Origin of the sequence: Streptomyces sp. NBC_00872 (assembly GCF_045161915.1) — a bacterium.
In the GTDB taxonomy this organism is placed as follows: Bacteria; Actinomycetota; Actinomycetes; order Streptomycetales; family Streptomycetaceae; genus Streptomyces.
Map to the genome: position 1 here is coordinate 253,177 of NZ_CP108806.1, position 23,755 is coordinate 276,931.

The 23,755-nt window shown below is 71.9% G+C and carries 22 protein-coding genes; 5 read left to right on the forward strand and 17 right to left on the reverse strand.

The features are described from left to right. Positions 1–24: 24 nt before the first annotated feature. From OG214_RS01155 to hypE, 3 genes are all read left to right on the forward strand, one after another. Entirely contained in the window at positions 25–369 is a 345-nt protein-coding gene (locus OG214_RS01155; protein WP_363085868.1) for a HypC/HybG/HupF family hydrogenase formation chaperone, read from the forward strand. After that, positions 366–1,508 carry a hydrogenase formation protein HypD gene (hypD, locus tag OG214_RS01160; RefSeq protein ID WP_365904062.1) on the forward strand — a complete coding sequence of 381 codons (1,143 nt, stop codon included), beginning with the start codon at positions 366–368 and terminating at the stop codon, positions 1,506–1,508. The genes OG214_RS01155 and hypD overlap by 4 nt, the downstream gene beginning before the upstream one ends. Positions 1,509–1,629: 121 nt before the next feature. Beyond that, positions 1,630–2,619 (forward strand): hydrogenase expression/formation protein HypE, encoded by a 990-nt coding sequence (gene hypE, locus OG214_RS01165; protein ID WP_405987405.1) that lies wholly within the window; start codon positions 1,630–1,632, stop codon positions 2,617–2,619. 100 nt (positions 2,620–2,719) lie between these two features. On the opposite strand, the gene OG214_RS01170 is transcribed toward hypE, so the two are convergent. Further along, positions 2,720–4,216 carry a GH1 family beta-glucosidase gene (locus OG214_RS01170; RefSeq protein ID WP_405983429.1) on the reverse strand — a complete coding sequence of 499 codons (1,497 nt, stop codon included), beginning with the start codon at positions 4,214–4,216 and terminating at the stop codon, positions 2,720–2,722. 171 nt (positions 4,217–4,387) lie between these two features. Here OG214_RS01170 and OG214_RS01175 point away from each other — a divergent pair, with 171 nt between their 5' ends. Then, entirely contained in the window at positions 4,388–5,416 is a 1,029-nt protein-coding gene (locus OG214_RS01175) for a LacI family DNA-binding transcriptional regulator (RefSeq protein WP_405983430.1), read from the forward strand. A 77-nt stretch (positions 5,417–5,493) separates the two neighbouring features. Here the strand turns inward: OG214_RS01175 and OG214_RS01180 are convergent, their stop codons facing one another. Continuing rightward, on the reverse strand, positions 5,494–5,874 hold the full coding sequence (locus OG214_RS01180; RefSeq protein ID WP_405983431.1) for a VOC family protein: 381 nt from the start codon (positions 5,872–5,874) through the stop codon (positions 5,494–5,496). A 111-nt stretch (positions 5,875–5,985) separates the two neighbouring features. Beyond that, positions 5,986–6,954 (reverse strand): SDR family NAD(P)-dependent oxidoreductase, encoded by a 969-nt coding sequence (locus OG214_RS01185; protein WP_405983432.1) that lies wholly within the window; start codon positions 6,952–6,954, stop codon positions 5,986–5,988. A 177-nt stretch (positions 6,955–7,131) separates the two neighbouring features. Between OG214_RS01185 and OG214_RS01190 the strand changes: the two genes are divergently transcribed. Next, complete coding sequence (locus OG214_RS01190; protein ID WP_363086373.1) at positions 7,132–8,133, forward strand: alpha/beta hydrolase; 1,002 nt, start codon at positions 7,132–7,134, stop codon at positions 8,131–8,133. 260 nt (positions 8,134–8,393) lie between these two features. On the opposite strand, the gene OG214_RS01195 is transcribed toward OG214_RS01190, so the two are convergent. From OG214_RS01195 to OG214_RS01260, 14 genes are all read right to left on the reverse strand, one after another. Beyond that, on the reverse strand, positions 8,394–9,104 hold the full coding sequence (locus tag OG214_RS01195; protein ID WP_405983433.1) for a DUF305 domain-containing protein: 711 nt from the start codon (positions 9,102–9,104) through the stop codon (positions 8,394–8,396). Further along, positions 9,080–10,030, reverse strand: a complete 951-nt coding sequence (locus OG214_RS01200; RefSeq protein ID WP_363086272.1) for a DUF1996 domain-containing protein — start codon at positions 10,028–10,030, stop codon at positions 9,080–9,082. Before OG214_RS01200 ends, OG214_RS01195 begins: the two co-directional genes overlap by 25 nt. A 492-nt stretch (positions 10,031–10,522) precedes the next feature. Continuing rightward, positions 10,523–11,062 carry a flavin reductase family protein gene (locus OG214_RS01205; protein WP_363085513.1) on the reverse strand — a complete coding sequence of 180 codons (540 nt, stop codon included), beginning with the start codon at positions 11,060–11,062 and terminating at the stop codon, positions 10,523–10,525. 32 nt (positions 11,063–11,094) lie between these two features. After that, a complete protein-coding gene (locus OG214_RS01210) occupies positions 11,095–12,021 on the reverse strand; it encodes an alpha/beta fold hydrolase (protein WP_363085508.1) in 927 nt (308 codons plus the stop codon). Then, the gene (locus OG214_RS01215; RefSeq protein WP_363085509.1) at positions 12,018–13,193 is read right to left on the reverse strand and encodes an LLM class flavin-dependent oxidoreductase; all 1,176 of its coding nucleotides are present in this window, start codon (positions 13,191–13,193) and stop codon (positions 12,018–12,020) included. The genes OG214_RS01210 and OG214_RS01215 overlap by 4 nt, the downstream gene beginning before the upstream one ends. Before the next feature lie 3 nt (positions 13,194–13,196). Then, positions 13,197–14,408, reverse strand: coding sequence for an acyl-CoA dehydrogenase family protein (locus OG214_RS01220; protein ID WP_363085510.1), 1,212 nt, complete (start codon positions 14,406–14,408; stop codon positions 13,197–13,199). Beyond that, positions 14,405–15,592: an LLM class flavin-dependent oxidoreductase gene (locus OG214_RS01225; RefSeq protein ID WP_363085511.1), complete on the reverse strand. Its 1,188-nt coding sequence runs from the start codon at positions 15,590–15,592 to the stop codon at positions 14,405–14,407. Before OG214_RS01225 ends, OG214_RS01220 begins: the two co-directional genes overlap by 4 nt. A 96-nt stretch (positions 15,593–15,688) precedes the next feature. Beyond that, on the reverse strand, positions 15,689–16,759 hold the full coding sequence (locus OG214_RS01230; protein WP_405983434.1) for an ABC transporter ATP-binding protein: 1,071 nt from the start codon (positions 16,757–16,759) through the stop codon (positions 15,689–15,691). Continuing rightward, on the reverse strand, positions 16,756–17,853 hold the full coding sequence (locus OG214_RS01235) for an ABC transporter ATP-binding protein (RefSeq protein ID WP_405983435.1): 1,098 nt from the start codon (positions 17,851–17,853) through the stop codon (positions 16,756–16,758). The genes OG214_RS01230 and OG214_RS01235 overlap by 4 nt, the downstream gene beginning before the upstream one ends. Further along, the gene (locus OG214_RS01240; RefSeq protein WP_405983436.1) at positions 17,837–18,793 is read right to left on the reverse strand and encodes an ABC transporter permease; all 957 of its coding nucleotides are present in this window, start codon (positions 18,791–18,793) and stop codon (positions 17,837–17,839) included. Before OG214_RS01240 ends, OG214_RS01235 begins: the two co-directional genes overlap by 17 nt. Further along, a complete protein-coding gene (locus OG214_RS01245; protein ID WP_363084457.1) occupies positions 18,790–19,923 on the reverse strand; it encodes an ABC transporter permease in 1,134 nt (377 codons plus the stop codon). The genes OG214_RS01240 and OG214_RS01245 overlap by 4 nt, the downstream gene beginning before the upstream one ends. Beyond that, positions 19,920–21,521 carry an ABC transporter substrate-binding protein gene (locus OG214_RS01250; protein WP_363084456.1) on the reverse strand — a complete coding sequence of 534 codons (1,602 nt, stop codon included), beginning with the start codon at positions 21,519–21,521 and terminating at the stop codon, positions 19,920–19,922. The genes OG214_RS01245 and OG214_RS01250 overlap by 4 nt, the downstream gene beginning before the upstream one ends. Positions 21,522–22,250: 729 nt before the next feature. Beyond that, on the reverse strand, positions 22,251–23,177 hold the full coding sequence (locus tag OG214_RS01255; protein WP_363084455.1) for a DsbA family protein: 927 nt from the start codon (positions 23,175–23,177) through the stop codon (positions 22,251–22,253). After that, on the reverse strand, positions 23,174–23,656 hold the full coding sequence (locus tag OG214_RS01260; RefSeq protein WP_363084454.1) for an Rrf2 family transcriptional regulator: 483 nt from the start codon (positions 23,654–23,656) through the stop codon (positions 23,174–23,176). The genes OG214_RS01255 and OG214_RS01260 overlap by 4 nt, the downstream gene beginning before the upstream one ends. Positions 23,657–23,755 lie beyond the last annotated feature (99 nt).

The window sequence follows — 23,755 nt, forward strand, 5'->3', positions numbered from 1 at the left end:
ACGACCGAAGTGTGAGGAGAAGCAATGTGCCTTGCTGTGCCCGGCAGAGTGCTGGACATCGAGGAGCGCGACGGAACCCGGATGGCACACGTCGACTTCGGCGGTGTGGTCAAGGACGTCTGTCTGGAGTACGTGCCGGAGATGAACGTCGGCGACTACGCGATCGTGCACGTCGGCTTCGCGCTCCAGCGGCTCGACGAGGAGTCCGCGAAGCAGACGCTGAGGCTGTTCGAGAATCTCGGCGTGCTGGAGGAGGAGTTCGGGGACGCGTGGGGGCGGGCCGCGAAGGAGGCCGGGACCGAACGGCCAGGTGGCACGGGGGAATCCGTCCGCCGCACCCCGCACCCCCCACAGGAGGACCGACGATGAAGTATCTCGACGAGTTCAGCGATCCCGAGCTCGCCGCCCGGCTGTTCGACGACATCCGGACCACCGTCACCCGGCCCTGGGCCCTGATGGAGGTCTGCGGCGGCCAGACCCACTCGATCATCCGCCATGGCATCGACCAGCTCCTCCCGGACGAGATCGAACTCATCCACGGTCCCGGCTGTCCGGTCTGTGTGACACCGCTGGAGACCATCGACCAGGCGCTGGAGATCGCCTCCCGGCCCGATGTGATCTTCTGCTCCTTCGGCGACATGCTCCGGGTGCCGGGCAGCGGCCGGGATCTGTTCAAGGTCAAGAGCGAGGGAGCGGACGTACGGGTGGTCTACTCACCGCTCGACGCGCTCAGGACCGCCCGGGAGAATCCGGGCCGTCAGGTGGTCTTCTTCGGGATCGGATTCGAGACGACGGCCCCGCCGAACGCGATGACCGTCCATCAGGCCAGAAGACTCGGTATCGAGAACTTCAGTCTGCTGGTCTCCCATGTCCGGGTCCCCCCGGCGATCGACGCCATCATGAACGCGCCCGACTGCCGGGTCCAGGCGTTCCTGGCCGCGGGCCATGTCTGTACGGTCATGGGGACCGGCGAGTATCCCGAACTCGCCGAGCGGCACCGGGTCCCCATCGTCGTCACCGGCTTCGAACCGCTGGACATCCTGGAGGGCATCCGCCGCGCCGTACGCCAGCTGGAGGCCGGCGAGCACACCGTCGAGAACGCCTACCCTCGGGCCGTGCGGCCCGAGGGCAGCCCGGCCGCGCGGGCCATGCTGGAGGACGTCTTCGAGGTCACCGACCGGGCCTGGCGCGGTATCGGCATGATCCCGGCCAGCGGCTGGCGGCTGTCTCCCGCCTACCGGGCGTACGACGCGGAGCACCGCTTCTCGGTGACCGGCATCCGGACCCAGGAGTCCACGGCCTGCCGCAGCGGCGAGGTGCTCCAGGGGCTGATCAAACCGCATGAGTGCGCGGCCTTCGGCACGGTCTGCACACCGCGCAATCCGCTCGGCGCCACCATGGTCTCCAGCGAGGGCGCCTGCGCCGCGTACTACCTGTACCGCAGGCTGGCGGCACCGGACCCGGCGGGCACCGCCGGACCCCAGGAAGAGGTGACCTCCGTTGGCTGAGCCGACATCGGCCGGGATCCGTGAGGTGGACGGAGTCCGGCCCCGGGTACGGCCCGCCACCACGGCGGACCTCTCCTCATGGACCTGTCCCGCCCCGCTCCGTGACCACCGGAAGGTCGTCATGGGACACGGCGGCGGCGGTCAGCTCTCCGCCGAACTCGTCGAGCATCTCTTCGCCCCGGCGTTCGGCGGCGAGGTCCTCGCGGAACTGGGCGACTCCGCGACGGTCACCCTCGGCGGGGTGCGGCTGGCGTTCTCCACCGACTCGTATGTCGTGCGCCCGCTGTTCTTCCCGGGTGGCAGCATCGGCGATCTAGCGGTCAACGGAACGGTCAACGACCTGGCCATGATGGGCGCGGCGCCCGCCTATCTCTCCTGCGGTTTCATTCTGGAGGAGGGGGTCGAACTCGCCACGGTGGGAAGGGTGGCCGAGGCGCTGGGCGCCGCCGCCCGCGCGGCGGGGGTGACGGTCGTCACGGGCGACACCAAGGTGGTGGACGCCGGGCACGGCGACGGCGTGTTCATCAACACGGCCGGGATCGGGCTGATCCCCGACGGCGTCGACATCCGGCCCCGGCGTGCCGCGCCGGGCGATGTGGTCATCGTGAGCGGTCCGATCGGTGAGCACGGCGTGGCCGTCATGAGTGTCCGCGAGGGCCTGGAGTTCGGTGTGGAGATCGAGAGCGACACCGCGCCGCTGGCCTCGCTCGTCCGGGCCATGCTGGACGTCTGCCCCGATCTGCACGTACTGCGGGATCCGACCCGTGGCGGTCTGGCCACCTCGCTCAACGAGATCGCGTCGGCGGCCGGGGTGGGTGTCACTCTCAGGGAACGCGCGCTTCCGGTACCGGACGCGGTCGCCAACGCGTGTGCCTTCCTCGGCCTCGATCCGCTGTATGTGGCCAACGAGGGCAAGCTCGTGGCGTTCGTGCCGCCCGCGCACGCCGAGAAGGTGCTCGCGGCGATGCGCGCGCATCCGCGGGGCGCGGGCGCGGTGGTGATCGGTACGTGTACGACGGACCATCCCGGCATGGTGGTGGCGTCCACCGGGCTGGGCGGGACCCGGGTGGTGGACATGCCGCTGGGTGAGCAGCTGCCACGTATCTGCTGAGGTGCGGGCGCGGAGCTGGACGGTACGGCGGGCCGGCGGCGGGCCCGGCGGCCGGGGGCGTGGCCCCCGGGTGCGCCGGGCCCGGCCGTCGGCGCGGGTGCTACTCCGGTGGCGGGACCGTGTTCGTACGGGTCACCCGGGCATACCAGTGGGCGCTGGACTTGAGCGTGCGCCGCTGGGTCGGGTAGTCGACATGGACCGTGCCGAAGCGTTTGCCGTAGCCGTACGCCCATTCGAAGTTGTCGAGCAGCGACCAGAGGAAGTAGCCGCGGACGTCGGCGCCGGAGGCGATGGCCCGGTGGACCGCCGCGAGATGGTCCCGGAGATAGGCGATCCGCTCGGGGTCACGGACCTCGCCGTCGGGGGCGGCGTAGTCGTCGAAGGCCGCTCCGTTCTCGGTGATCATGACGGGCAGCTCCGGGTGGTCCTGCCGGACCCGCGTCAGCAGTTCGTACAGACCGCTGGGGTCGATCGTCCAGCCCATGGCGGTCCGGTCGCCGGGAGTCTGGTGGAAGGCCACCTGGTCGGCGCCGGGCCAGGGGCTGTGGTTGCTCGCGCCATGTCCGTCGGACCCGTGTGCGGCGGGACCTGTGTGGTGGGAGACCAGGGTCGGTGAGTAGTAGTTGACACCGAGGAAGTCGAGCGGCTGATGGATCAGCGCGGTGTCGCCGTCCCGGACGAACGACCAGTCGGTGATCCCCTCGGTGTCGGCCATGACATCGGCCGGATAGGCCCCGGTCAGCATGGGGCCGGTGAAGACCCGGTTCGCCACGCCGTCGATCCGGCGGACCGCGTCCCTGTCCTGCTCGCTCCCGGTCAGCGGCCGTACATGGTGCAGATTGAGGGTGACGGACACCTTGGCGCCTTCCGGCAGCCGCTCACGCAGCTCGCGCACCGCGAGCCCATGGCCGAGATTGAGATGGTGCGCCGCCCGCAGGGCGTCGGCGGCGTCCGTACGGCCCGGGGCGTGGACTCCGGAACCGTAGCCGAGGAAGGCGCTGCACCACGGCTCGTTGAGCGTGGTCCAGGTCCGCACCCGGTCGCCCAGGGCGTCGGCGACGATCCCCGCGTACTCGGCGAAACGGTGGGCGGTGTCGCGTTCGGGCCAGCCTCCGGCCTCCTCCAGATGCTGCGGCAGATCCCAGTGGTAGAGCGTGACGACCGGCTCGATGCCCTTCTCCAGCAGTCCGTCGGCGAGACGGCGGTAGAAGTCGAGGCCCTTCTCGGACGCGGGTCCGCTGCCGGTGGGCTGGACACGGGGCCAGGAGACCGAGAAGCGGTACGCCCCGACACCCAGACCGGACATGATCTCGATGTCCTCGGGCCAGCGGTGGTAGTGATCGGTGGCGACATCGCCGGTGTCGCCGTTGCGTACCCGGCCCGGGGTACGGGAGTAGACGTCCCAGATGGAGGGGGTACGGCCGTCCTCCTGGGCGGCGCCCTCGATCTGGTACGCGGCGGTCGCGGTGCCCCACAGGAAGCCGGGCGGGAAGCTCAGGGGTGCCGCGGGGTCCAGGGCGCGCCCGGGGATGGGTGCTGAGGTGGCCACAGAGGTCCTTCCGCAGAGTGGTTCGAACGCCCCTGGGAGCGCTCCCATGGATTGTGGAAGACTCTCCGCTGACACCCGGCTCTGTCAAGAGCCGGACGCGGTTCCGGTGCCCGAACGGGCGCGGCGCCGCCCCCGGGCCGCCGGTTCTCCGGCGACCCCGCACAATTTCCTGGTGGGCGCCGTGCTGCGGCCCCAGGAGAGCACGAGTCAGGAGACGTGATGAGCAGCGCCGAACGGGCGGCCCGCAGGCCGACCCTGGAAGCCGTGGCCCGGCTCGCGGGCGTCGGCAGGGGTACGGTCTCAAGGGTCGTCAACGGCCTCCCGGGCGTCAGCGTGAAGGCCCGCACCGCCGTCGAGGCGGCCATCGCGGAGCTCAACTACGTACCGAATCCCGCCGCCCGCAGTCTGGTCACCAGCAGGACCGACAGCATCGCGCTGGTGATCCCCGAGTCGGAGAGCCGGCTGGCGGCGGAGCCCTACTTCTCCGCCGTCATCCGTGGTGTGAGCACCGAACTCGCCGACACCGAGATGCAGTTGCTGCTGATCCTGGTACGCGACCAGCGCGAGCTGGACCGGCTGATCCGGTTCGTGGAGGCACGCAGGGTCGACGGGGTGCTGCTGGTGTCGGTCCATCGCGACGACCCGCTGCCGGCGTTCCTGGAGAAGACCCGGATACCGACGGTCCTGGTGGGGCGGCGCTCACCGGACGAGCCACTGAGCCATGTGCACTCCGACAATGTGGGCGGGGCGGCGCAGGCCGTGGGACATCTCCTCGGCCGGGGACGTACCACCGTCGCCACCATCGCGGGACCGCTCGACATGGATGTCGGCCACAGCCGTCTCCAGGGGTGGCGTGACGCCCATACCGAGCGGGGGGTGGAGCCGGACGCGTCACTGATCGCGCCCGCCGACTTCACCGAGGAGGGCGGTCGCGCCGCCATGGGGGAACTGCTCGACCGGCGCCCGGACATCGACGCCGTGTTCGCCGCGTCCGACGTCATGGCCGCGGGCGCGCTGACCGAGCTGCGCGAGCGGGGGCGGCGGGTCCCGGAGGATGTGGCGGTGATCGGGTTCGACGACTCGATCGTCGCCCGCCATACGGTGCCGCCCCTGACCAGTGTCAGCCAGCCGACCGAGGAGATGGGGCGCGCCATCACCCGGCTGCTCCTCGACGAGATCAACGATCCCGCGGGACCGCGCCATCAGCTCACGCTGCCCACGACCCTCGTCGAGCGCCGGAGCACCTGAGAGGCCGCGCAAACAGGTGGGGCGGCGTCGCGTGCCGATGGGCGGCGCCGGACGCGGACGGCCGGGAGCCGATGGTGTCAGGTACGGATCCAGAGACAGAAGGGGTGTCCTGCCGGGTCGAGACAGACCCGTACGTCGTCCTGGGGCTGAAAGCCGTGGAGGGTCGCGCCCAGCTCCACGGCGTAGGCGACGGCGCGCTCCAGGTCGTCCACCTCGATGTCGAGGTGGATCATCATCTGCTGGCGGCCGGACTCCGACGGCCAGACGGGCGGGGTGTACCCGGGCTCGGTCTGGAAGGCCAGGCCCGCGCCTCCGCCCGGTGGGACGAGCTTGACCCAGTCGGGCTCGTCCGCCGCCACCGTCCAGCCGAGCAGCCGCCGGTAGAACGCGGCCAGCTCGCCCGCGCTGGGCGCGTCGAGCACCGCACCGGTGAGCGTCATGAGTGGTCGTTCTGGCATCGGGTCACCTCCGGAGGCCCGGCGGGCCGCGCTCGATCATAAGGTCCCCGGCCGATCCACTCACCGGTCCGGTGGCCGGTCCACCGGTCCGGTGGTCCGGCCACCGGACGGTCAGGCGGTGGCCGCGAACGCGTCGACCCCGGTCAGCTCGGCCGAGAGCCGCCACAGCCGCGCCGCCTGCTCGGGGTCGGTCGCCCAGTCGCGTACACCGCCGGGCACCGAGGGGTCGGCCGACGCCGGCTCCGCGATGTCACAGTCCTCGCAGAAGACCCCGCCCGCGTCCGCCAGCCGGGGCGAGGTCGCCGCCCACACCTGGGTGGCCGCACCCTGCTCCGGGGACTTGAAGGAGGGGTGCACGGCGTTGCCGTCCTCGTCGATCCAGCCCGCCGCGACCATCTCCTCCTTGGGCAGATGGCGCTGGAGCGGTGTGAGGATGCCGCCGGGGTGCAGCGAGAACGCCCGCACGCCCGCGTCACGGCCGAGTGCGTCGAGATGCACGGCGAAGAGCGCGTTGGCCGTCTTCGCCTGGCCGTACGCCTTCCACTTGTCGTAACCGGTCTCGAACCACAGGTCGTCCCAGCGGATGGGCGAGTTGCGGTGTCCGGACGAGGACACGGAGATCACCCGCGCCCCGCCGGGCTCGATCGCCGGCCAGAGCCGGTTGACGAGCGCGAAGTGGCCGAGGTGATTGGTCGCGAACTGCGCCTCCCAGCCGGGGCCGACCCGGGTCTCGGGACAGGCCATGACGGCGGCGTTGTTGATGACGATGTCGATGGTGCGGCCCGAGGCGAGGAAGCGCTCGGCGAACGCGCGGACGCTGTCGAGATCGGCGAGGTCGAGTTCGTCGATCCCGACACCGTCGATACCGCCGAGCGCCTCCTCGGCGGTCGCCCACCGCCGGGCGGGCACGACGACCTGTGCACCGGCTCCGACGAGCGCGCGGGTGGTCTCCAGTCCCAGGCCGGAGTAACCGCCGGTGACGACGGCGAGCTTTCCTGTGAGGTCGATACCGCGCAGAACGTCCGCCGCGGTGCTCCGGGCTCCGAACCCTGATCCGATCTTGTGCTGAGGCGTGGTCATGTCCCGAAGGCTACGAATTGGAGCGCGCTCGAAGTCAAATACTGGCGAGCGAGGTTCGAATCCACCAGCGGGCCACGGAGCGCGAACCGCCCACGATCGGGTAAGCGATACGTGATCCGGACGGATCAACTGCTAGGCAGGGACGTTGTTGTCCCTTCCGGAGCTCTGGAGTCACCCATGTCCATCGACGCCGTCCTCGCCCAGGACCAGGAATCACCCAGTGCTCGCCCGCTGATCCCGGGACAGGAGGCCGACGAGGGAGCGGGCACGGGAGAGGCGACGGCCGGGCAGGTGGAGGAACGGGACCTCATGTTCGACGGGTTCCGCTACACCTGCCGCGTGGTGCGCCACGGCCGGCGGCTGACCGAGCCCCTGCTGGTGCTGGGCGGGTCGTCCCAGGACCGCAACTCCTGGGTACGGCACGAGAAGTGGCTCAGCCCCCTGGGACAGGTCATCACGGTGGATCTGCCGGGGTACGGCACCGCGGACTTCCTGCCCGCGTCGTACGGTGTGGACTTCCTCGCCGCCGCCGTCCGGCGGCTGCTCGACGAACTCGGCGTGCCGCGCGTCAACCTGGTCGCCGCGTGTTACGGCGGCGCCGTCGGGCTGCGCTTCGCCCAGCACTACCCGGGTATGCTCGCGCGGCTCCTGCTGGTCGGTATGACCACCCGGATCCCGCCGGACTACGCGGCGGCGATGGAGCGCTGGTCCGTCATGATCGACCGGGGCGAGACCGAGTCCATCGCCCGTGAACTGGCCGACCGCTTCATGTCGCCGCCCGGCACCGGCCGGGTCCGTAAGCACGCGGCCGTGTCCCGGCTCGTCTACCAGCAGATCGCCGGGCAGGACCCCGAGCAGCTCCGGAAGTCCGCGGAGCACAACACCCGGCTGATGCGGCACGAGTGGTACCGGCCCGAGCCGGTGCCCGCCGTGCCGAGTCTGGTCGTCACCGGCGAGTACGACACGCTGTGCACACCCGTGATGGGGCGCGAGGTGGCCGCGCGGCTGCCGCGGGCGCGGTTCATGACCATCGACGAGACCGACCATCTCGCCCCGGTGGAGCGGATCGCGGACTTCGCGGATCTCGTGGCACGTTTCTGCACCGACCGGTCGCTGGACGGCCTGTCCTACTGCAGCAGGCCCGAGACACTGGGCACGACCGTCGCCGCCTCGGTCTGACCCCGGCCGGGCACCGGGCACCGGGCACCGGGCACCGGGCACCGGGCACCGGAGCCGCCGGCCCCCGAGGGGGCCGACGGCGGGAACGCACGGAGGTCGTACGGCGCTCCGGACGTACGGCGCTCCGAACGGCGGACGGGCGCCAGCCGGCCGGCGCCACGAGCCGACCGGACGGAGGGCGCCGGGAGTGTGACCGTGCCGGGCACGGGGACGCGCGCCCGGCACGGTGGCAGGTCCGGCGGCGCGGCCGGCGGATACCGTCAGCCGCCCAGCTGGCGCAGCGCCTTCAGCTGCCCGGCGCGACGCTCGCCCACTTCCCTGGCGAGGTCTGTCGCGGCGGGCGCGGCACCCGAATCCCGCTCCCCGCGTGAGACCAGGATTCCCTGTTCCAGATGTTCGCGGAGATAGGTCTTGGCGAGGGCGTCGAAGGCCTTGCCCCGGCTCTCGGAGACACTCCGCAGCTCCTCCTCGGTGATCATTCCTTTCATGTCGTGACCCTCGTGCGGGTTGGTTCCCGCCGCTCCCGTGTCCCGGAGCAGCCCGCGCAAGCGGGTCAGCTCGTCCCGGTGCGTCACTCGCGTACTCCGTGCGAGATCCGACAGACCGGGGTCGGCCGCGCGGTCCGCGACCAGGTCGAGAAGGAGCAGGGTCCGTTCGTTCATGGGTGTCATGAGCTGGGCCCAGCCACGGTCGGTGGCGTTGTAGCCGCCGGGTTCGGTGCCGGGGGCGGAGAGGGACGGCGTACCGCTCCTCGCCGCGGGAACGGCACCGGCGCCGCCCCGGTCGCTCTCACGACCGTCGCCGCCACCGCCGCCACCGCTGCCACAGCCCGCCGCGCCGAGCAGGGCCAGTACCAGCAGCGTGGCCGGCAGCGCACCGGCCAGGATCTCGCGGACCGGACGGGGCGGCGGCCCGCCCTCGCGCGGCCGGCCGCCGCCCCGCACCATCACGGATTCCCGTTGGCGCCGCACTTGATGATCGGGTTGATGCAGTTACGGACGCGCCGCTCCATCTCCCCCGCCGGCCAGGCGTTGAAGAAGTCACCGTGCATCGTGTAACCGGGTCCCGAGGCGAGCCGGAATCCAGCCGGGTTCCCGTTCACCGGGTACCGCAGGACCTGGCGCAGCTTGGGCACCGGGACCGGGTGGGTCGCCGGGCACGCGTTGTTCACCGGGTAGGACATGTGGCTCTTGTGGTCCGCCGAGTCGAGGTCCCTGCCGTTCCAGCACTGCGGGAAGTCGAGGTACGACTCCAGCATCGTGCCGGCCGGACAGTTGACGAAGTCCTTCGACGGGTTGACCTGGCCGGCGTGCAGACACGACCAGCGCGCGCGGGTGTCCCCGTCGTTCGGCCCCGTCGCCTTGGCGTTGCCCGCCACGATCTTCAGACCCTCGGGTATGGGCTGGGTACGGGCGATGATGTCGTCCGACACGCCCTCACCGAGGTAGTAGAAGGTGGTGCCGGTCGGTTCGACGGGCTGGTCGTTCACGAAGAGGGTCGGCACCCAGTACGCGGAAAGGTCGACGACCGGGTCACACGTGGTCTCGGCTCCCTTCAGATCGCCGAGGTTCGTGTACGCGTCGGTCGCGTGGCTGCCGAAGAAGCTGTGCATGTGGGAGCCGCCGGGCAGACCGGGGACCACGATCGGGTCGTCCGGCAGCCGGTGGCTGAACTTGCACTCGGCGAGGAACTCGGCCACGCGCACGACATCGGGTGCCGCGGCGGCCTTGGCCGGAGCGGCTTGCCGGGTGGCTGCACTCTCCACCTGGGCGACCGCCCCGGTGGAACCGAAGACGAGCTGAGCGGCGACGGCACACACCGCCACCAGACCGGCGAGAAGCGCCCGCACGCGTCCCCTGCTGACGCGGCGGCCGTTCTCGGACCGCGGTGTTCTCATGAGTACTCCAAACGGAGTTGAGGATTCCGCACACTGTTCGCACTGGCCGGAGACCGGTGCGCTGGCGGTGCGGACGTCCGAGGGTGGGGGGCGGGGAACTCCGAACTGGAGCTCCCCTCGATTGCCGGACGCTAGAGTCGGCCCCGGGCGCCGTCAAGGTGTTGCGTCAAGTTCCGGAACTGATACTTCGTCAGAAAAGAAGCATGCCGGGGAGGTTGACGCCCCCCGGCGATCCGGTGACGGGCCGGCCGGAGACCGGTCGTACCAGGTGGCCCGAACCGTCGGGCCTGGTGGGCCGCCGTGATCAGTACACCGCGGGCCGGCGACCCACCGTGCCCGCTCCTTCAGTTGATGAACGTTTCAGGCCACCGCTTTGGACCATACCTTCGACAAACGAATCAGGGCGAAGGAGACATGGAACGACCGAGCCCCCGCGGGCGGCGGGGGCTCGGGGGTGCGCTCGGAGTGGCTCGGGTGCGGATCCCAGGGAGATCAGTCGCCGGTGTGCGGGGGAAGACGTACGGGCGTGGCGAAGGCACCGTCGTGATGGACCAGGGCGGGACCCTCCCCATGGCCACCGCCCGCCTCGACCTCGCCGACGACCAGGACATGGTCGCCGATCCGCTGACGCAGCGTCACCCGGGCGGTGAGCCACGCCGGTACGCCGTCCAGCAGGGGCAGACCGTCATGGCTCTCGGTCCACGACAGCCCCGCGAACCGGTCCGTGCCGCTGCGCGCGAACTGCCCGGCCAGCGTGGCGTTTCCGGAGCCCAGCACATGAACGGCGAAGCGGTCGGCGGCCTGCACCGCGGGAAGCGTCGAGGCCGTGACACCGAGGCAGAAGGAGACCAGCGCGGGTTCCAGCGAAACCGAGGTGAACGAGGTCGCGGTGAATCCGGCGGGTCCGGGCACGGTGATCACGGTGACCCCCGCCGCGTGCCGGCGCAGGGTGCGGCGCAGTATCTCGCCGGCCGGGGCGGCGGTGGGGCCGGTCGAGGTGCCGGCCGCGGTGCGTTCGGTGGACACGGTCATACCGCTTCCCTTCCACTGGGTGAGGGTGATGGTCACAGGGCGGCGCCCTGTTCGACGGTGAGGATCGGGGTCAGCTCCGGGTCGGCACGGAGCCTTTCCAGCCACAGCACGAGCACCGCGGCCGTGGTCCGGTGCGACGCGTCGTTGAGTACGTCGTGCCGTCCTTCGCGCACCACACCGAGGGTGGCGCGCGGCAGCCTGGCCGCCAGCTCGCGTGCCCGCTCGGGCGGGGTGACCGGGTCTGTTCCGCCGTGCAGGACCAGGACGGGCACGTCGGGCCGGGCGTCGGCGAGCAGTCGGGCGGGCACGGGGGCGGTGAGCCGTCCCCGTACGAAACCCTCGTCCTCGGTGAGCCGCTTGCGGTGGGCCGGGCACGCGGTGCGCGCCGCCAGTTCGTCGTCCCACGCGGTGGACGAGTCGGCGCCCGTACGGGCGCCGGTGCCGACAGCCGGGTCGATACCGACGGCCGGGTCGGTGCCGGTGGCCGGGCCAGGCCGTGGCTCAGCCACTTCCGTGGCCGGGGCGGCCCCTGCGACGACGACGCCCCCGACCGGCAGCCGTGGACCGGCCGCCACGGCCGTGTGCAGGGCCTGAAGGGCTCCCGTATCGCTGCCGACGAGGACAACGGGCCCGACGGGTTCGGGACCGGCGGCGTCGGCCGCTCGCTCCAGGATCTCTTCGGCGTTGTCGTCCGGGGTGGTGTCGAGCGCGTGCACGACATATCCATCGGCGGACAGCCGACGCCCGAAACGCTCATAGACCAAGGGGTGTTCGCCACGGCCCGGCAGCAAAAGCAGAGTGCCGCGCGGGGCGATCCCCGCGGGCGGCTGCCAACCGCGCGTTCCCCCCGCGTCGGCGGGGGCCGGAACGGAAGCCGTATCCGTGCCGGTGGCGGTGACGCGGACCGGGCCGGATACGGGGGCGGTGGCGGGGGCCGTGGCGCTGAACAGGTCGGTCATCGCGTGCTTCCGATGGAGTCGAGGGTGGGCCTGGCCGAATCGGTGGAGGTGGCCGGTTCGGTGGGGGTGGCGGCGGCCGTCGCGGCGCGGTGGGCGAGTTCCTGGCGGACGAGCGGGATCAGCTCGCGCCCGTAGTCGATGGCGTCGTCGAGCGGGTCGTATCCCCGGATGAGCAGGGTGGTCACGCCGATGTCGACATAGTCGAGCAGCGCCCGCGCGACGGTCTCCGGCGTCCCGACCAGCGCGGTCGTGTTGCCACCCGCGCCGGTGGCCGTGGCGGTGGGGGTCCACAGGGCGCGGTCGTGCAGATCGCCCTTGGCGGCTGCCGCGAGCAGCCGCCGCGAACCGGTGTTCTGCGGTCCGTTCTCCCCCCGCTGGTGGCGTGCCTGGTCGAAGAAGGCCCGTCCCGCACCGGACTTGATGGTGTCCAGAACGCGATGGGCCCGTTCCCAGGCGAGTTCTTCCGTCGCGCCGAGGATCGGGCGGAAGGAGACGCTGATACCGGGCGGTTCGGCACGTCCCGCCGCCGTGGCGGCGGCGCGTACGGAGGCGATCTGCTCGGCGGTCTCCGCGAGCGGCTCGCCCCAGAGCGCGAAGGTGTCGGCGTGCCGTCCGCCCACCCGGTACGCGGCCTCGGAGGAGCCGCCGAAGTAGAGCGGAATGCCGGATTCACGCACCGGCAGAACCCCGGAGGCGTACTCCTCGAAGCGGTAGTGACGGCCCTCGTGGCTGAAGGGTTCCGCGGAGGACCAGGCACGGCGCAGGATGGACAGATACTCGTCCGTGCGGTCGTAACGCCCTTCCTTGTCCAGGTAGTCGCCGTCCCTGCGCTGCTCGGCGTCATGGCCGCCGGTGATGGTGTGGACGGCGACACGGCCCCCGCTGAACTGGTCGAGGGTCGCGAAGGAACGGGCCGCGAGCGTGGGCGCGATGAAGCCGGGGCGGTGGGCGACGAGCAGACCGAGCCGTTCGGTGTGCCCGGCGACGTACGCGGCCACTTGGACCCCGTCCGGCCTGCTGGAGCTGTAACCGATGAGGATCCGGTCGAATCCCGCGTCCTCGTGGGCACGGGCGAAGCGGGCCGTGTACGCGGGGTCGACGGCCGGACCGCTGGGCGGCCTGGTCTCCGAGGCGTCCTGGGTGCCGATCATGCCGATGAATTCGACGCTCATGAGTCAGTTGCCTTTCGGTACGGACCTGCGGTCGAGCGCGCGGTCGAGGGCGGCGCGGCCGGTGGTGAGGAGTACGGAGTCGTCCTGCGGGGTGTGCACGCGGGCGCACAGCACATCGCGGTAGTGCCGCTGGAGGGGATTGGCCCGGGTGAGTCCGTGATTGCCGATCAGGGCGACGGCCTGTTCGACGGCCGTGACGGCCGCGCGGGTGCCGAGCACCTTGGCGGCGCCGGCCCGCTCCGCGGCCTCCCGGTCGCCGGTGTCGATCCGGGCGGCCAGGGTGTCGATGAGCGTGTCCGCCCCGAAGAGGGCCGTCTCGATCTCACCGACGGCGGTCCGGAACCGGGGCAGGGTCGCCAGGGGCGCGCCGAGGGCGGTCGGGACCCGTTCGTGCAGAAAGCCGGCGAGCCAGTCGCGGGCCGCGCCCGCCACGCCCAGATAGAGGGCGGTCAGACCGAGGGCGTTCCAGGCGCCGGTCTCCGGGTCGGGCCGGGCACCGGGGATGTCTCCGGCCTCGTCCAGCCCGATGACATCGCCGGCCGGTACCGGGACGGAGTCCAGGACGACATCGTCGCTGCGGCTGGCCCGCAGCCCGACATGGTCCCAGGTGGGTTCGACGGTCAGTCCCGGGCTGCCCGCGCGGACGATGAAGGAGCCGGCCCGTACCGGGTCCTCGTCGGTCCGCGCGAAGACCAGCATGCGGCTGAGCCCCACCGCGCCGGTGGAGTAGATCTTGCGCCCGGTCAGCAGCCAGCGGTCGCCGTCGCGCCGCGCGGTGGTGGCGGGGAGTCCACCGCGGACCGGGCTGCCCAGTTCGGGTTCCACCCGCAGGGCGTTGACCAGGGCGGGGCCGGTGGCCGACGCGTCGAGGAGCGCGGCGTACGCGGCGGGGGGCCAGCCGGGGGTACGGGCCTCGGCCGCGTGGGTGAACAGCGTCATGGCGGTGACGAGCGCCACGGCGGGATCTCCGGCGCCGAGGGCGCGCAGGATACGGACGGTGTCGGCGAGTCCGGCGCCGGGGCCGCCGTGGCGGGTGGCGACGGTGGCGGTGAGCAGCCCGGCCTCGTGGGCGAGCACGAAGCCCTCGGTGGGGAAGGAGGCGTCGCGGTCGTGCTCGGCCGCGCGGGCGGCGAGTGCCTCGGTGACGGCGGGCAGCCGGGTGAGGTCCGGGGCCGGTGGCAGCGCGTCCCGGGCGGTCGCGGGAGGGGAACTCATACGGGGACCACGGCCTCTCCCGCGGGGTCCGCGGTCCTGGCGGGGGCCGCGGTCCCGGCGGGCTCCACGGCTCCCGTCCGCTCGGCCTCGGCGCGTACGAGACCGATCAGTGTGCCGTAGTCGCGGGCGTCGGCCAGCGGGGCGAAGCCGCGGATCAGCAGAGTGCTCACACCGAGGGCGACATAGTCGAGCAGGGATTCGGCGACCTGCTCGTAACTGCCCACCAGCGCGGTGGAGTTGCCCGCGGCCCCGGTGGTCCTGGCGATCTCGGTCCAGAGCCGTTTGTCATGGACCTCGCCCTGGGCCGCGTACTCCAGCAGCCGCTGGGAGCCGCGCTGTTCGGCGTGGTCGAGATTGAACGCCCTGCGCACCTCGCCCACCCGCTCCTTGGTCAGCCGCAGAATCTCCTTGGCCCGCTCCCATGCCTCGGCCTCGGTGGCGGCGGGGATGGGACGCAGACTGACGCTGAACCGGGGGTCGCGGCCGTACGGCGCGGCGGCGGCCCGTACCTCACGGATGCGCTCGGCGATCCCGGCGAGCGGTTCGCCCCAGAAGGCGTAGACATCGGCGTGCCTGCCGCCGACCCGTACGGCGTCCTCGGAGGCGCCGCCGAAGTAGACGGGGATGGGGGCGGCGGGCCGTACGGCGGAGAAGCCCCCGCGCACCCGGTAGAACTCGCCGTCGTGGTCGAAGGGCCGGGTGGAGTTCCACTCCTTGCGGAGCACGTCGAGGAAGTCGTCCGTGCGCCGGTAGCGGGTCGGCTTGTCGCTGAAGTCGCCGTCACGGGCCTGGTCCGCGTCATCGCCCCCGGTGATGACATGCAGTGCGATCCGGCCGGGATGGAAGGCGTCCAGCGTCGCGTACTTCCGGGCGGCGAGCGTCGGTGAGACAAAGCCGGGCCGGTGGGCGAGCAGGACGCCCAGCCGCTCGGTGTGGGTCAGGATCTGGTCGGCGACGGTGAAGCCGTCGGGGCTCGCGGAGGAGTGCGCGACCAGTACGCGGTCGAAGCCCGACTCCTCGTGGGCACGGGCCAGTTCCCGCAGATAGGCGGGCTGGACGACCGGTCCGCTCGCGTGTCCGGTCTCGGTCTGGGTGGAGATGCCGTCGCGGCCGGACACGGGAGTGGCCGAGCCGCTCTCACTGATTTCCTGGGTGGCGGCGATACCGATGAACTCGATGGGCATGGCGGTGGTTCTCCTGGGGGCAGAGGAGCCTGTGGGTGAGCCTGTGGGTGACGGGGAGGAGAAGGGAAAGGGAGGTCGTCGGCCGGTCCGGTGTCGTCAGCCGATCCGGTCGCGCCAGGTGGCCGTGTGGTGGCAGGCGACGGTGTGGGACGGTCCGGTGCCGTCGGACAGAGCGGTACGACGCGGCTCGTCCCGGCATTCGGGTCCCGCGAACCGGCAGCGGGGCGCGAAGACACAGCCCTCGTCGTCGGGCCACGGCGGACGTTCCGCGTCCGGGCGCAACCGCACGGGCGGCAGCCGGTGTTCACGGCGTACGCTCGGCGCGGAGGCGGTGAGCAGCGCGGTGTACGGGTGCCGGGGGTGCTCCAGGACCTCGCCGATCGGCCCTTGCTCGACCAGCCGGCCCCGGTAGAGGACGGCGACCCGGTCGGCGATACCGGCCAGCGAGCTGAGGTCGTGGGAGATGACGACGACAGCGAGGCCGAGTTCACGGCGGAGCCGGTCGAGCAGGCTCAGTACGAGATTGCGGTTGGAGGCGTCGAGAGCGCTGACCGGTTCGTCGCTGAGCAGCAGCCGGGGCCGGGTGACGATGGCACGGGCCAGCGACACACGCTGGCGCTGGCCGCCGGAGAGCTGTCCGGACGTACGGGATCCGAGCGCGTCGGCGTCCAGACCCACCAGGGTCAGCGCCTCGTCGGCCCGCTCCGCGCGCTCCCGCCGTGTCGCCGCGCCGACGGCGGCGAGCGGCTCGGCCACCGTCTGACGTGCCGTCAGTTCGGGGTCCTGTGAGCGCAACGGGTCCTGGAACATGTACTGCACACGCCCCGAGGCCCGGAAGTCCCGCAGTTCGCGGCGGTTCAGCCGGGTGAGATCCCGGCCCTCGAAACCGATGGCGCCGGTGTCGGGCCGTACCAGCCCGACCGTGGCACGGGCGAGGGTGGTCTTGCCCGAACCGGTTTCGCCGATGATGCCGACGATCTCGCCCGCCCGTACGGTGAGATCGACGTCCGAGAGCACCCGGGTGCGTCCGGCGCGGCGCAGCGAGGTGGCCCGCCGGCCGTACGAGACGGTCAGTCCGCCGATCTCCAGCAGCGCTTCCCGGTCCGGTGCGGTGTCCGCCGCCTCCCCCTGCCGGGGTGCGAGGACGGGCCCTTGGAGGGTGGTCATACGGCGGCTCCTTCCGTGACGGGCGCGGACGCTTCCTCCGGCGCCCCGTCCAGCAGCGGTCCGGCCGGGCGCAGGCAGCGCGCCCGGCGTCCGCCCTCCAGGGAACGCAGGGCGACGGGTGCCTCGGTGCACCGCGCGACGGCGTGGGCGCAGCGGTCGGCGAACCGGCAGCCGGGCAGTTCGGCGCCGGTCTCGGGCGGCCGGCCGGGGATGATGTCCAGCTCGCGCCGTCCCCAGGCGCCGATCGACGCCACCCGCAGCAGCGCCTCCGTATAGGGGTGCGCGGGCGACGCGAGCACCTCGGCGGTGGGGCCGTCCTCGACGATCTCCCCCGCGTACATGACGAGAACGCGGTCGCAGCTCTCGGCGACGACGGCGAGGTCGTGGGTGACCAGGAGCAGGGCGAGACCCCGTTCGGTCCTGAGCCGCTGGAGGAGTTCGAGGATCTCCGCCTGGATGACGACATCGAGGGCGGTGGTGGCCTCGTCCGCGATGAGCAGTTCGGGTGAGCAGGAGACGGCGATGGCGATGAGGACCCGCTGGAGCATCCCGCCGGAGAGTTCGTGCGGGTACTGGTGGAAGACCTCCTCGGGGCGGTGCAGTCCGACGGCCGTGAAGAGTTCGACGGCGCGGGTGCGCGCCTCGGCCCTGGAGAGCGCGGCTCCCACCCGTAGCTGCTCGGTGAGCTGACGGCCCACGGTGAGCGAGGGGTTGAGATACGAGGCGGGATCCTGGAACACGGCCCCGATACGGCGTCCCCGTACGGCGTCCCACTGCTTGCGGGTGAACGCGGTCAGCTCGGCGCCGGGGGCGCCGAGGGTGATCCGGCCGCCCGACACCTCGCATCCGGCGGGCAGCACCCCCAGAGCGGACCGGCAGGTCAGGCTCTTCCCGCTGCCCGACTCCCCCACGAGGCCGACGGCCTCACCGCGCCCGAGTGTGAACGAGACCCCGCGGACGGCGCGTACCCCGCCGGAGACGGTGACATCGAGTCCCTCGACGGTCAGTACGTCGGGTGCCGGTGCGGCGGGTGCCGGTACGACGGGGGCCGGTACGACGGGCGACCGGTCTGTTGGTTCAGCCAGTTGTGACACGGTGCTCGGCCTCCTCTGGACGGGGGGTCACGGGGGTGTGCGGCGCGGTGTCCGTCTTCCGGTCCCGGCCGGCCGCACTGTCGTTCACGGGCGCGGCGGCGGGTACGGCGGTCGATACGGCGTCGGCCATCGCCCCGCTGTCGCGTACCGCGTCCGCGAGGATGTTCAGGGCACCGACCGTGATCATGATCGCGGCGCCCGGGATCAGCGGTGCCCAGGGCTGCTGGGCCAGATAACCCAGATCCGAGGCGAGCATTCCGCCCCAGGTCGGCGCGGGCGGCTGGACACCCAGCCCGAGGAAGGTCAGGGACGCGACCACCAGGAGCGCCTGCCCGACGGCCTGCGCCGTGGTGACGGCGATCGTCGGCAGGATCTTGCCCCAGACATGGACCCGCAGGATCCACCACCGGGACGCGCCCATGAGTTCGGCCGCCTCCACGTACTGCGCCTGCTTCAGCCCCAGCGCGGCGGCGCGGGTCACCCGGAAGTACAGCGGTGCGAAGAGCACGCCCAGCGCAAGCATCGCCTGGTGCATCCCGTTGCCCAGCGCTCCGACCACCGCGATGGCGAAGACCGTGAACGGCATGATCATCAAGGTGTCCGCGGCCCGCTGGGCCGTCCATTCGACGGTCCTGCCGAGCCAGACGGACGCGATCCCCGGCACGATGCCCAGCAGCATCGCCGCGCCCACCGCCTCCAGGGCGCCGACGACCGACCGTCCTGTGCCCGCGAGCAGTCTGCTGAGGACATCACGCCCCAGATAGTCGGTGCCGAGCGGATGTCCCGCGCTGGGTCCGTGCAGCATGTCCGCCGGCCGCTGGGCCAGCGGATCGTACGGCGCGAGAACACCGCCGGCGACCGCCACCAGCGCGACGAGCGCGAGCACGGCCAGCGCGATCCGGGCCGACGGCAGCCGCCAGGTACGCCGGAGCGTCCTCATGAGGAGCTCCCTTCCGCCGCCCCGCCGCGACCGCCGTCCGGCTGTCTGCGCGCGGCCGGACTGAGCGCCGTCAGCGCCGCGTTGACGCCGATATTGGCGATGAGCACCACGGCGACGGTGACCAGCAGCGTTCCCTGGATGACCGGGATGTCGTGCTGTTCCGCCGACTGGAGCGAGAGCTGGGCGATCCCGGGCAGATTGAAGATCTTCTCGGTGACGACCGCGCCGCCCAGGATCACCGGCACACTCACACCGAGGACGGAGAGCGCGGGTCCCGCGGCGTTGCGCAGTACATGTCCGAACAGCACCCGCCGGGCGGAGAAGCCGCGCATCTCGGCGCCGGTCACATAGTTCTCGCGCAGAGCCCCGACGAGCGAGGTGCGCAACTGCCGGGCGATGGAGGCGGCCGCGTCCAGACTGAGGGCGAACGCGGGCAGGATCGCGTACCGGAGCCACTCCCCCGGGCTCTCCCCCAGCGGTACATAACCGCCGGTGGGAAGCGCGCCGAGCTGCACCGCGAAGACGACGATCAGCACGATGCCGATGAGAAACGGCGGAAGGGTCGCCAGTGCCGAGGAGACGAGGGTGACGGCCCGGTCGAAGCGACCGCCGTTGTTCAGCGCGGCCACGATCCCGGCACCACCGCCGATGACCACGGCGAGCAGCAGGGCGAGACCGGCGATGGACAGATCGACCGGCAGCGCCCCGGCGATACTGTCGGCGACGGGCACACTGGTGAACCAGGAGACCCCGAGATCGCCGGTGAGCGCGTGGCCGAGCCAGCTCAGATACTGCGCGTACAGCGGCCGGTCCAATCCGAACTGGGCTTCCATACGGGCGATGTCGGCCGGTGTGGCCTGGTCGCCGAGGACGGCCGCCGCCGGGTTGGCCTCCGACAGGGCGCCGAGCGCGAAGGTCAGCAGCGAGGCCAGGAGGAAGACCGTGGCGGTGATGACGAGCAGCCGGCCCAGCGGGCGCGGTGCTCCCGCGAGCCGTCGCCGCACGGAGGCGGACCCCACGGACCATGAGCGCCCGAACCCCGTCCCCGCCTCCGTCTCCTTCCCCGTCCCCTTCTCCGTCCCCGCCGTCGTCCTCTCCGTTCCCGCCTTCGTCAGTACCGGCGCGGTCATGAGACGGTGACCCCCTCGAACCGCTGGACGACGGTGTACGCGGGGATCTCGGAGACCTTGGGATTACGGGCGAGGATCCGCGGGACGGTGTAGAGGAAGACGTTCGGCATGGTCCGTACGGCGATCCCGGTGGCCTTCTGGAGAACGGCCGGGTAGTCGGGCGAGTCCAGCGCGGTACGGCGGACCACATCGAGCGCCTTCTCCAGCTCCGGCGAGACGGTGCGGCCCGGATTCATCAGGCCTTCCTTGCCGAAGAGCACCTGGAAGCCCTGGGTGGCGGCCTCACGTCCGGCGAACTGGTCGACGAAGAGGGCCTTGGCGCGCTGGACGTAGACCAACTGGGACGCGCGGGCGGCCGGGATGGTCTCGATGGTGGCCGTGATGCCGACCTTCTTGAGCTGCGCCTGAATCAGTTCGGGTACGCCTTCGGCCTTCGAGGTGGAGAGCGTGATCTTCAGACCGTTCGCGTGACCGGCCTTCGCCAGCAGTTCCTTCGCCTTCTCCGGGTCGTACGGGAAGAGCGTGTCCAGGGCGTCGTCATGGCCCGCGTACCCCTCGGGGAAGGGCTGGCGGGTCACCTCGCCATGGCCGAAGGACGCGGTCTTGAGGAGTTCCTCGCGGTCGATCGCGTACTTGAGCGCGAGCGCCACGTCCGGGTCGGTGAAGGGCTCCTTGCCGTTGTGGACATCGAGGACGGCCACCACCATGGAGGGGATGACCTGGACCTCCAGCCCGGCGGCCCTGGCCGCCTCGACCTGACTGCCCGGTATCTGGGCGACGTTGTACTGCCCGGAGGTGAGGGCGGCGACGACCGTCGAGGCCTCGGGGAGCGGATACAGCTCGAAGTTCTCGATCTTGACACGGTCCGCGTCCCAGTAGCCGGGGTTGCGGCGCAGCACGGCCTTGGAGTTCTGGACGTAGGAGACCAGGGTGTACGGGCCGGATCCCGCGGGCTCGGTGGCGAGGCTCGCGGCGTCGCTCTCGAAGACCTTGGGGTTGACGACCATGCCGGTCTTGCCCGCGAGAAGCAGAGGAACCTGGAAGTCGGGTTCGGCGAGCCGCAGTTCGACGGTGCGGGCGTCGACGGCCGTGACCTCCTCGACGCCGATGAGCTGAGCGGCGATCAGTGACTTCTCGTAGTCGCGGCCCCGTTCGATGCTCTTCTTCACGGCGGTGGCGTCGATCGGGGTCCCGTCGCTGAACTTCAGCCCCTGGCGGAGGGTGAAGGTGACGACCGTGCCGTCCTCGTTGTACTTCCAGGACGCGGCGAGGGCGGGGACGGCGTTGCCGCGCTGGTCGAGCGTGGTGAGCGCGGCATAGACGAGGGAGAGGGAGTGCACGTCCCAGCCGGCGGACGAGGTGACCGGATCCCATGAGGTCGGCAGCGCCCAGCCCCATTTGAGGGTGCCGCCCCGGCCGCCGGCGGACGAGGTGGACCCGCCTCCGCAGGCGCTGAGGGCGAGCGCGGCGCCCGCGCCGAGGGCGAGTCCGAGGAAGGAGCGCCGTCCCGGACCGGGGAGGGAGAGCGGGACGGGCGACGGGGTGATGGCCGGGCGGTCCGCGCCGGCGGTGGTGGATGAGGTGCGGAAGATCGGCATGAGTACGCCACCTTTCTGGGCCGTGCCGGTGCACTCGGGTACGCGGGCGGGGCCGGGGGACGCCCGGCCGGGCGGTCCGGACGAGACGGGCAGGACGGTGAGGCGAGGAGGGCGGGACCGGTGCGGCGGGACCGGTGCGGCGGGACGAGCCCGTGGCGGAGCGCGGTACCGTCCGTCGCCGCGGCATCGGGGCGTGACAGCACCGGAACCGCCGACGGCGGACACGGATGAGGAGAAGCAGCCGCCTCTCGGGCCGGCAGGGGCTCCGACACGGCTTGACGCGTACGGCTACGGCTACGGCTACGGCTACGGCGGGAAGTGTCGCGCGGGAGTTCTCGCGGCGTGCCGGTCGTCGGCGGAGGTCCGGTGTACGGGTGTACGTCCCCGAGCCACCGCTGTCGCGGCGCGGGAATCCGGGGCAGGGCCGGAGCGCCGAGGGCCTGGAAAAGCCTCAGGGCCTCAGGGCCTCAAGGGCCGCGTCGGCGGTCGGGTCAGCGACAGAGGGCGCTGGACGTGCGCCGATAGTCCACGTAGCGGCAGACCACACCAGGGTGCATCGAATGCATGCCCCGTATCCTCACCGCCGCGCGGCACGCTGTCAATGGACACCTCTTGGTGTCTCATTGTCCGAGACCCTGACGACCTGCGCTTTCATCTGCCCACGCGGGTACGACGGTTACCGCCGGACCCCTTCGGCACGGGCCGAACCGGCCTCTTCCGCAGCCCTGTTCAGACCGCTTCGGGACGGGTCTCACCGGGGTGCAGCCACAGCGGGCCATGGCCCGTCTCGATCCGTACGGCGTCCGGCGGAGGCTCCGACCCGCCGGTGAGCAGGGCGAGTTCGGGACCGGTCAGACTGCGCCAGCGCTCCAGCGCCTCGCCGGGCGACCGCAGCACCGGGGTACGGGGCAGCGGCGCGGCGGCGGCCGTACGGGCGGCTTCGAGATAGGTCTCGACGGGCCGCCACCCCGGTACGCACACGCGGCCGCCGGGTCCCTCGAAAAGCAGCGTCGGCAACGCGTAACGGCGGTGCTCCCCGACCTCCTTCGCCCGGCCCGGGTGCGGTCCCGGCCCGTCGAGACCGAGCACCTCGGGGAGCGGCGCACGGGTCTCCGCCCAGTCGGAGCGGACGGCCTCCCGGGTCCGTGGAGCGGCCAGGTCACGCAGCAGCCGGTCGGCGTCGAGGCCGGGGACGCCCCGTACGGCCCCGCGGATCCCGTCCGGTGTGTCCGCGGGCCGGCCGACGACGAACGTGCTCTCGCGCAGCCGCCGCAGGACCCGCTCGGCGGTTTCGGCCCCCTGCGATCCGGCGGCCGTGGCGGCGAGGGACGCGGGCCAGCTCGTACGGGTGAGCCAGTGCAGCCGGCGCGCGTACGGCGCGTGCGTATGGGCGGTGACCTCGCGGATGAACCGCTCGTACCAACGGGCCTCTGCATCCGGGTCGGGGGCCGGATCGTCGTCCTCGTCGAAGAGGATCCCGAAGACCTGCCGCCACCGCGCACGCGGCCCGAGCGTCTGTCTCAGCGACCGGAAGACCGGCTCGGACCCCCAGGCCCACGGGCAGGCGGGGTCGGTGTACTCGGTGATCCGGACCAGCGGCCGGGCCGCTTCCCCCGGCTCCGTACCCGCCGCCGCTCCCCCGGGCTCCACGGTCATGCCGGAACCGCCGGGGAGACATCACGGGCGGAGGATCCCTGACCGGTGCTCCGCGGCTCCGCGCCCCCGGCGCCTCCCGCGCCCTCGGCGGCGAGTTGGGCGATGGTCGTACGGCCGAGCACCGACTGCGCGGCGGCCTCGACCGCGCGCCACAGATCCGGCAGCCGCCGCGCCGCGCCGGGGTAGGCGAGGGTGTCGGGCCGGGCGCCGCGCAGGGTGAGGAACTCCCCGTCGACCGCGGTCATCACCTCGGCCACACTGATCGCGGCCGGATCGCGGCCTATCCAGTAGCCGCCCTCACAGCCGCGCTGGCTGCGGACCAGACCGGCCTGCCGCAGATCCCGGAAGACCGATTTGAGGAACCGGAACGGGATGTCCTGGGCGGACGCGATGCCCTCGCAGGTCAGGGGCCGTGCGCTGTCGGCGGCGAGTTCGACGAGCGCCCGCACCGCGTAGTCCGCCTTCGCCGATATCTGCATCTGCACCGTCTCCCCGCGGGTCTGCGTACCTGACGAACCGTCCGAGAACCGGGAACGGCCTGCTCGGCGGTAATGGACACATCTTGACATCCATTCGCC

Bases quoted from the DNA above. Each gene is read 5' to 3' on its own strand.
- OG214_RS01155 (WP_363085868.1), top strand. From the start codon at position 25: ATGTGCCTTGCTGTGCCCGGCAGAGTGCTGGACATCGAGGAGCGCGAC.
- hypD (WP_365904062.1), top strand. From the start codon at position 366: ATGAAGTATCTCGACGAGTTCAGCGATCCCGAGCTCGCCGCCCGGCTG.
- hypE (WP_405987405.1), top strand. From the start codon at position 1,630: ATGGGACACGGCGGCGGCGGTCAGCTCTCCGCCGAACTCGTCGAGCAT.
- OG214_RS01170 (WP_405983429.1), bottom strand. From the start codon at position 4,216: ATGGGAGCGCTCCCAGGGGCGTTCGAACCACTCTGCGGAAGGACCTCT.
- OG214_RS01175 (WP_405983430.1), top strand. From the start codon at position 4,388: ATGAGCAGCGCCGAACGGGCGGCCCGCAGGCCGACCCTGGAAGCCGTG.
- OG214_RS01180 (WP_405983431.1), bottom strand. From the start codon at position 5,874: ATGCCAGAACGACCACTCATGACGCTCACCGGTGCGGTGCTCGACGCG.
- OG214_RS01185 (WP_405983432.1), bottom strand. From the start codon at position 6,954: ATGACCACGCCTCAGCACAAGATCGGATCAGGGTTCGGAGCCCGGAGC.
- OG214_RS01190 (WP_363086373.1), top strand. From the start codon at position 7,132: ATGTCCATCGACGCCGTCCTCGCCCAGGACCAGGAATCACCCAGTGCT.
- OG214_RS01200 (WP_363086272.1), bottom strand. From the start codon at position 10,030: ATGAGAACACCGCGGTCCGAGAACGGCCGCCGCGTCAGCAGGGGACGC.
- OG214_RS01205 (WP_363085513.1), bottom strand. From the start codon at position 11,062: ATGACCGTGTCCACCGAACGCACCGCGGCCGGCACCTCGACCGGCCCC.
- OG214_RS01210 (WP_363085508.1), bottom strand. From the start codon at position 12,021: ATGACCGACCTGTTCAGCGCCACGGCCCCCGCCACCGCCCCCGTATCC.
- OG214_RS01215 (WP_363085509.1), bottom strand. From the start codon at position 13,193: ATGAGCGTCGAATTCATCGGCATGATCGGCACCCAGGACGCCTCGGAG.
- OG214_RS01220 (WP_363085510.1), bottom strand. From the start codon at position 14,408: ATGAGTTCCCCTCCCGCGACCGCCCGGGACGCGCTGCCACCGGCCCCG.
- OG214_RS01225 (WP_363085511.1), bottom strand. From the start codon at position 15,592: ATGCCCATCGAGTTCATCGGTATCGCCGCCACCCAGGAAATCAGTGAG.
- OG214_RS01230 (WP_405983434.1), bottom strand. From the start codon at position 16,759: ATGACCACCCTCCAAGGGCCCGTCCTCGCACCCCGGCAGGGGGAGGCG.
- OG214_RS01240 (WP_405983436.1), bottom strand. From the start codon at position 18,793: ATGAGGACGCTCCGGCGTACCTGGCGGCTGCCGTCGGCCCGGATCGCG.
- OG214_RS01245 (WP_363084457.1), bottom strand. From the start codon at position 19,923: ATGACCGCGCCGGTACTGACGAAGGCGGGAACGGAGAGGACGACGGCG.
- OG214_RS01250 (WP_363084456.1), bottom strand. From the start codon at position 21,521: ATGCCGATCTTCCGCACCTCATCCACCACCGCCGGCGCGGACCGCCCG.
- OG214_RS01255 (WP_363084455.1), bottom strand. From the start codon at position 23,177: ATGACCGTGGAGCCCGGGGGAGCGGCGGCGGGTACGGAGCCGGGGGAA.
- OG214_RS01260 (WP_363084454.1), bottom strand. From the start codon at position 23,656: ATGCAGATATCGGCGAAGGCGGACTACGCGGTGCGGGCGCTCGTCGAA.